At 64.6% G+C, this 7,484-nt stretch carries 5 protein-coding genes; 2 read left to right on the forward strand and 3 right to left on the reverse strand.

The window, feature by feature from the left end; all coding sequences use genetic code 11:
• The first annotated feature begins 100 nt into the window (after positions 1-100).
• Both QZ378_RS01880 and QZ378_RS01885 read left to right on the forward strand, forming a co-directional pair.
• Entirely contained in the window at positions 101-1,762 is a 1,662-nt protein-coding gene (locus QZ378_RS01880; protein WP_191378642.1) for a tryptophanase, read from the forward strand.
• A 288-nt stretch (positions 1,763-2,050) separates the two neighbouring features.
• Positions 2,051-3,445, forward strand: a complete 1,395-nt coding sequence (locus QZ378_RS01885) for a sodium-dependent transporter (RefSeq protein ID WP_291257121.1) — start codon at positions 2,051-2,053, stop codon at positions 3,443-3,445.
• Between the two features lie 197 nt (positions 3,446-3,642).
• Here the strand turns inward: QZ378_RS01885 and QZ378_RS01890 are convergent, their stop codons facing one another.
• The 3 genes from QZ378_RS01890 to QZ378_RS01900 all read right to left on the reverse strand — a co-directional run.
• Complete coding sequence (locus QZ378_RS01890) at positions 3,643-5,688, reverse strand: serine hydrolase (RefSeq protein ID WP_291257122.1); 2,046 nt, start codon at positions 5,686-5,688, stop codon at positions 3,643-3,645.
• A gap of 154 nt (positions 5,689-5,842) precedes the next feature.
• Positions 5,843-6,550 (reverse strand): nucleoside recognition domain-containing protein, encoded by a 708-nt coding sequence (locus QZ378_RS01895; RefSeq protein ID WP_291257123.1) that lies wholly within the window; start codon positions 6,548-6,550, stop codon positions 5,843-5,845.
• A gap of 51 nt (positions 6,551-6,601) precedes the next feature.
• Positions 6,602-7,484 (reverse strand): recombinase family protein (locus tag QZ378_RS01900; protein WP_291257124.1); only part of this gene is annotated, 883 nt, incomplete at its 5' end.

Raw genomic sequence — 7,484 nt, forward strand, 5'->3', positions numbered from 1 at the left:
TGTCCGCCAGTTGCTGGAGCGGGGTCTTCCCGCTTCCGACGACCGGGGTATCCTCTGAAAACAAAGGCGCATCGCGCCAAGATTATTGGAGGTAATCAAAATGGACATCGATAAGAATCTGCCGAACTATCCCCTGAACGTTCCCGCCCCCCATCACTACACCTTCGCCGTCCGTGACGTGCCCACCGTCACCATCGAGCAGCGCGAGCGCGCCCTGAAGGCCACTCACTACAACGAGTTCGCCTTCCCCGCCGGCATGCTGACCATCGACATGCTGTCCGACTCCGGCACCACCGCCATGACCAACCATCAGTGGGCCTCCCTGTTCCTGGGCGACGAGGCCTATGGCCGCAACACCGGCTACTATGTGCTGCTGGACACCTTCCGCGACATCTTCGAGCGCGGCGGCGAGAAGAACTGGAAGAAGATCATCGACCTGGTCCGCACCGACTGCCGCGACGTTGAGAAGATGATGGACGAGGTTTACCTCTGCGAGTACGAGGGCGGCCTGTTCAACGGCGGCGCCGCGCAGATGGAGCGCCCCAACACCTTCATCATCCAGCAGGGCCGTGCCGCTGAGTCCGTCCTGATGGAGATCGTGCGGAACATCCTCGCCAAGCGCTATCCCGGCAAGAAGTTCACCATCCCCTCCAACGGCCACTTCGACACCACCGAGGGCAACATCAAGCAGATGGGCTCCATCCCCCGCAACCTGTACAACAAGGAGCTGCTGTGGGAGGTTCCCGAGGGCGGCAAGTACGAGAAGAACCCCTTCAAGGGCAACATGGACATCGAGAAGCTGGAGCAGCTGATTGAGGGCGTCGGCCCCGAGAACGTGCCCCTGATCTTCACCTGCATCACCAACAACCCGGTGTGCGGCCAGGCCGTCTCCATGGCCAACCTGAAGGAGATCAACCGCGTGGCCCACAAGTACAACATCCCCCTGGTGTTCGACGCCGCCCGCTGGGCCGAGAACGCCTACTTCATCAAGACCAACGAGGAAGGCTACGCCGACAAGTCCATCGCTGAGATCGCCACCGAGATGTTCTCCTACTGCGACGTGTTCACCATGTCCGCCAAGAAGGACGGCCACGCCAACATGGGCGGCATGCTGGCCTTCCGCGACAAGGGCCTGTTCTGGAAGAACTTCTCCGACTTCAACGAGGACGGCACCGTTAAGACCGATGTGGGCGTTCTGCTGAAGGTGAAGCAGATCTCCTGCTACGGCAACGACTCCTACGGCGGCATGTCCGGCCGTGACATCATGGCTCTGGCTGTCGGCCTGTATGAGTCCTGCGACTTCAACTACCTGAACGAGCGTGTTGCCCAGTGCAACTACCTGGCCGAGGGCTTCTACAAGGCCGGCGTCAAGGGCGTCGTGCTGCCCGCCGGCGGCCACGCCGTGTACATCAACATGGACGAGTTCTTCGACGGCAAGCGCGGCCATGACACCTTCGCCGGCGAGGGCTTCAGCCTGGAGCTGATCCGCCGCTACGGCATCCGTGTCTCCGAGCTGGGCGACTACTCCATGGAGTATGACCTGAAGACCCCCGAGCAGCAGGCCGAGGTCTGCAACGTGGTCCGCTTTGCCATCGACCGCAGCCGCCTGACCCAGGAGCACCTGGACTACGTCATCGCCGCCGTGGCCGACCTGTACAAGGACCGCGAGAACATCCCCAACATGCGCATTGTCTGGGGCCACAACCTGCCGATGCGTCACTTCCACGCCTTCCTGGAGCCCTATCCCAACGAGGAGAAGTAAGCTCCCTTTCCGACAACTTTGCGTGACCGCATGACGTGGTAACAATGCGGCCATTCTGGCGGAACCGGCGCCCAACAAACAGAATAGTCTGGTTTGTTGGGCGCCGTTCTTTTCCCGGCACAATTTTGCGTGACTGCATGACGTGGAACAATGCAGGATCAAAAGGAGGACCGGTGTTCGGCAGACAAAATCATTCGTTTGTTGGATGCCGGCCCTTTTGCAATGCAAAGGTTTTGTTTCGAAGCTGCCTCTGCGGAGGCAGCGGGGAAAGAATGAGAGGTGCAATTTATGGCGAATAATAACACCCTGCAGAAGCAGGATGGCTTTAAGTCCCAATTCGGCTTTATTATGGCCGCTGTGGGCTCCTGCGTGGGCATGGCCAACGTGTGGCGCTTCCCCATGCTGGTCTCCCGGTACGGCGGCCTGACCTTCCTGATCCCCTACTTCATCTTCGCATTCATCATCTGCCAGTCCGGCATGATGGAGGAGTTCTCTCTGGGCCGCTGGGCCAAGAGCGGCCCCTCCGGTGCCTTCGGCAAGGCCATGGAGAACGGCGGCCACTCCAAGAAGCTCGGCGAGTGGATCGGCGGCGTGCCCGTGCTGGGCTCCCTGCTCCTGGCCATCGGCTACTCCGTGGTCATGGGCTGGGTGTTTGCCTACACCAAGATGGCCATCACCGGTGAGCTGACCGCCATGGGTACCGACATGGATGTCATCGGCGGCACCTTCGGAGCCATGGCTCCGGAGGCGCAGAGCCTCCCCGAGGCCCTTCAGATGACCTTCGCCACCGGCGGCGCCAACAACTTCTGGATCATCGTCGGCATCGTGGTCTCTCTGGTCATCATGCTGGCCGGCGTGTCCAACGGCATCGAGGCCTCCTGCAAGATCATGCTGCCCATCCTGTATGTCCTCTTCATCGTGCTGGCCATCGTGATGATCTTCATCCCCGGCACCGCCGCCGGCTATCAGTACATCTTCACCTTTAATCCCGCTGGCCTGCTGAATCCCCAGGTCTGGGTCTACGCCTTCGGACAGTGCTTCTTCTCCCTGTCGGTGGCTGGCTCCGGCTCCGTGGTGTACGGCTCCTATCTGGGCGATGACGTGAAGATCCGCCAGTCCGCTGTGATCTGCGCCATTCTGGATACCTCCGCGGCCCTGCTGGCCATGTTCATCATCATTCCCGCCATGGCCTCCACCGGCGCCCAGCTGGATAAGAGCGGCCCCGGCCTGATGTTCATCTACGTGCTCCCCGTGTTCAACGGCATGGGCGGCATCGCCAGACTGATCGTCATCTTCTTCTACGTGGCCATCCTCTTCGCCGGCGTCTCCTCCGTCATCAACCTGTTTGAGACGCCCGTCAACTTCCTGCAGCAGCAGTTCCACCTGAAGCGCTGGATGGCCGTGGGCCTCATCCACGTCGTGGGCGTGATCGTGGCGCTGCTGATCCAGCCCTGGACCTCCCAGTGGATGGACATGGTCTCCATCTACATCCTGCCGCTGGGTGCTGTGGCCGCCGGCATCATGTTCTTCTGGGTCATGAAGAAGAAGGATGCCCTGGCCGCCGCTCAGCTGGGCTCCGACAAGCCCATCACGAAGTGGTTCATGCCCTTCGGCAAGTATGTCTTTGTCCCCCTGTGTGTTGCCTGCTTCGTGCTGGGCATCTGGTGGGGCGGCATCGGCTGATCAAACCAGAACAAAACCATCCATGCAGTCCGCAAAAGTATGGCACGCAGGTATCCCATCGTTTTGAACGGGAATCCCTGCAAAAGAAACGCACCGCCCAAATGGGCGGTGCGTTTCTTTTGCAGGAGAGAGGCGCGGAGAGGAAATCTCCGCGCCTCTCTGTTGAGCTGCGACATTTTTAAGGTCCAAGGGAAATCTCATTCTGCGGCCTCAGTGAGGGCCAGGTGGAACCGCATACCGGGGTCGCCGGCGAACACCACCCAGCCGCCTGCGGGCAGAGTGGCGGAGGTGTCGCCCCAGGCCCAGGAGGCCGCCACGTTGGCCCCGTTGGCGTCGTAGACGGCGAAGCCGCCGTGCTCCGGCACCTGGACGGTCAGGGTCTTGCCCGCCGCGTCGGCGCCGATCTGATACCACCGGGCATAGCCGTCGGCCTGGATGGTGGAGTGGGAGGAGGGGCCGCCGTAGAGGGTCTCGATGGTAGTTCCGTCCACGTAGAGGCCCCCCATGAGGGACAGGTACTCCACCCCGTCCTGCTCCGTCATGGTGATGTTCTGCCAGTCCCGGCCGTACAGGCTGGGGATCTGGGCCGCGCCCTCGGCCCGGTTGGCGTCCACGATGCGGTCAAAGGCCATGTAGCCGGGCATGTTCACCGGGTCGGTGGCCAGGGCCGCCGCGGGGAGGGCCAGGGGGTAGTTGATGTTGGTGTACTTCAGGTTCAGGGCCAGGTAGAGCTTGCCGCTGCGGGCATCCCAGGCGGCCTGGGTTTCCGGGGAGACCGGATTCTCCGGCAGCTTCACATAGATGTAGGAGGAGCTGGGCTGCTCCCCCAGGCCGGGAATGGAGGAGTAGCCCTTCTGCCACAGGTAGACCTGGCCGTTGTTCTCCTCCACGAACTTGAGCATAACGATCTGGTTTTCATCCCGGAAGGAGCCGTCGCTGTAGTAGTACAGGGGCGTGTTTCCGGTGGACAGGACGCCGTCGGCCGTCACGGTGACAATGGCCGCCGAGGAGGAATCCCCGTAAATGCCGGCGTATTCCATCAGCTCGGCGGGCATCTCCGCCCGCTCGGCGGCGGGGAGGGTGTGGGCGGTCTGGTCCACTTCCACCCCCTGCTGAGCCAGGACGGCGATGAGCATCTGTCCCGCCGCCATCTCGTTGTAGGTGCTGACGCCGCCGGAGGACAGCACCGCCGCCGCCAGGTTGTACTCGGGGATCACCACCAGCCCGGCGTGGTAGACGATGGTGTCGCCCCCCTTGGCCGCGGCCTGGATGCCGCTGTAGGCGAAGGGATACCAGTGGACGCTGTCCCAGCCCAGGCCGTAGCTCACCACGTCCTCGTCGTCCTCCGGCCACAGGCCGCGGGCGTACTCGTCAGCCAGGGCGGCGGCGCGGCTCTCCTGATTGAGCACCGCGTCGGTACACCACACCTGCCCGCCGAAGGCGGCCAGGTCGGAGGCGGAGGCGTAGATGCCGCCGGTGCCGTGGATGCCCACCGTCTCGTTGGGCAGGGCACGGGTGTCCTCAGCGGTGAGGTAGGTTTTGGCCAGCAGGCTCTGGTCAAAGTCCTCGCCGGGGAACCAGGTGTTGTCCAGCCCGGCGGGCTCCAGAATGGCCTGGCGGACATAGGCGTCAAAGTCCATGCCGCTGACCGCCTCCACCACCAGCTCCGCCAGGGTGAAGCCGTCGTTGCAGTAGACGCTGAAGGCGCCGGGGTCGGCCTTCAGGGTCTCGCCGGAGAGCTCCTCCAGCAGGGTGTCCGCCGCCAGGGTGTCCGGGTCGTTCAGCAGGAAGCCGTTGGCGGTGGTGGAGCCGGGCAGGCCGGAGGAGTGGTTGAGCAGCATCCGCACGGTGATATCGGTATAGCGATCATCCGCCATGGTGAAATCGGGCAGATAGGCGGTCACCGGGGCGTCCAGATCGATTTTCCCCTCCTCCGCCAGGTTGAGCACGGCGGCGGCGGTGTACACCTTGCTCACCGAGCCGATGCCGTAGAGCATATCGTCGGTGAGGGCCCGGTTTTCCGTCCGGGAGTAGTCCCCGGCGTGGCCGGTGAGGATGATCTCCCCGTCCTGCCAGACGGCGTACTGGATGCTCTGGGCCCCGCCGGTGGTCAAAGCCGCCTGGGCGGCGGCCTGGGCCGTCTCCTCCAGGGTGGCCGGGGCCGCCTCCGCCGCGCCGGCGCCGGGGATCACCAGGGGAAAGACCAGGGCCCCTGCCACGAGCAGGGAGCAAATTCGTTTCATATCCAATTCCTCCTTTTTCATGGTTCCTGCGGTGCGGGGCTGTGTCCGGCGCACCACGGGGGAACCATACACCTTCCACCCCGTGGAAGGTCAAGAATCCACTGCTCAGGATAGCACGACCACCGGTAGATGTACAGTTAAATTTTCCTTAAAATCAGACCAGTCCCAACAGGCGGGCGGCGGAGGCCATCAGGAGGCACAGGGCCATGCCCACCCCGGTGGGAAGGGCGATGGACAGGGCCGTCCACTTGATGCTCCTGGTCTCCCTGGCGATGGTGAGGCAGGTGGTGGAGCAGGGCCAGTGGGCCAGGGAGAACAGCATGGTGCACACCGCTGTCAGCCACGTCCAGCCGTGGTCTGCCAGGAGGGTTTTCAGCGCCGCCAGGTTCTCGTATTCCACAAGGCTCCCCGTGGAGAGATAGGCCATGATGACGATGGGAAGTACGATCTCGTTGGCGGGGAAGCCCAGCAGAAAGGCCATGAGGATCACCCCGTCCAGGCCCAGCAGGCGGGCGAAGGGGTCTAAAAAGCCGGTGCACCAATTCAGAATGCTGTCTCCCCCCACCTGCACGTTGGCGCACAGCCAGATCAGCAGGCCCGCCGGGGCGGCCACCGCCGCCGCCCGCCCCAGCACGAAGAGGGTGCGATCCAGCACCGAGCGCACCACCACCTGCCCCACCCGGGGCCTTCGGAAGGGGGGCAGCTCCAGAGTGAAGGAGGAGGGCACCCCCTTCAAGACCGTGGCGGACAGGAGCCGGGAGGCCCAGAAGGTGAGCAGGATGCCCAGCAGGATCACCCCGGTCAGCAGCAGGGCGGCCAGCAGGCCCCCCGCCAGCCCTCCCGCCGTGCCCGCGAAGAACATGGAGAGGATTGCAATCAGCGTCGGGAATGGGCCTCCGGAGAAAGGGCAAATTCACAGCCGGCAGAGGGTCAAAGTCAGTGCCTCCCCGTCCCACCGGCACCCCTGGAGCATGGCCCGGCACAGGGCCCGCTGTTCCGCCCGGTCCAGCGCCGCCCCCGCCAGGGCCGCGTATTTCCCGGGGAGGTGCTCCAATACCTGTGAGAGCACCAGATGGTCGGTCTCCGCCCCGGCCAGGTTCTGGCAGGGGCAGGCGGCCACACCGCCCCGCAGCTTGGTCCGGCAGATGTAGTCGTAGGCCCCGCCCCTCCGGGCCTTGGGCAGCATGGGGGCGCCGCACCGGGTACACACCAGCAGACCGGACAGCAGGGCTTTGGGGTTGTGCACCGCCGGGGCGCGGCCCGGGGTCAGCAGGGCCTGGGCGGCAATCCACGTGCGCCCCGGCACCAGGGCCGGGTGCCTCCCCAGGGCCACGATCCATCTCTCCACCGGATTGCGGGGGGAGCGGCCGCCGGTGTAGTCCCGCTTCTGATAGGCCAGCAAACCCCGGCGGGGGTCGCAGTCCGACCGGACGAAGCACAGATCGGCCCCCCGCTCTGCGAACCAGGCCCAGGCGTCGCCGTCGGCGGCGCAGTACACCGGGTTCTGCAAAATCTCCCGCAGGCCCGCCGGGGAGAAGGGTTTGCCCTGCCGGTTGACCACCCCCATGTCCGCCAGGGCGGCGGGCAGGCCGGTGAGGCTCTGCCGGGCCAGGAACAGGCGGAAGATCTCCCCCGCCGCCAGCCACTCCGCCGGCTCCGGCACCAGGCGGCAGGCGGTGCGGAGCCGGCCGTCCACGATCACCTCCGCCGCCCGCTCGGCCCGGAAGCCGGTGGGGGGCACGCCCCCCAGCCACCGCCCCGTCCGGGCCAGCAGGCGCATGTTGTCCCGTACCCGC

Origin of the sequence: Flavonifractor sp., from assembly GCF_019422385.1 — a bacterium.
GTDB classification, from domain to species: Bacteria; Bacillota; Clostridia; order Oscillospirales; family Oscillospiraceae; genus Flavonifractor; species Flavonifractor avistercoris.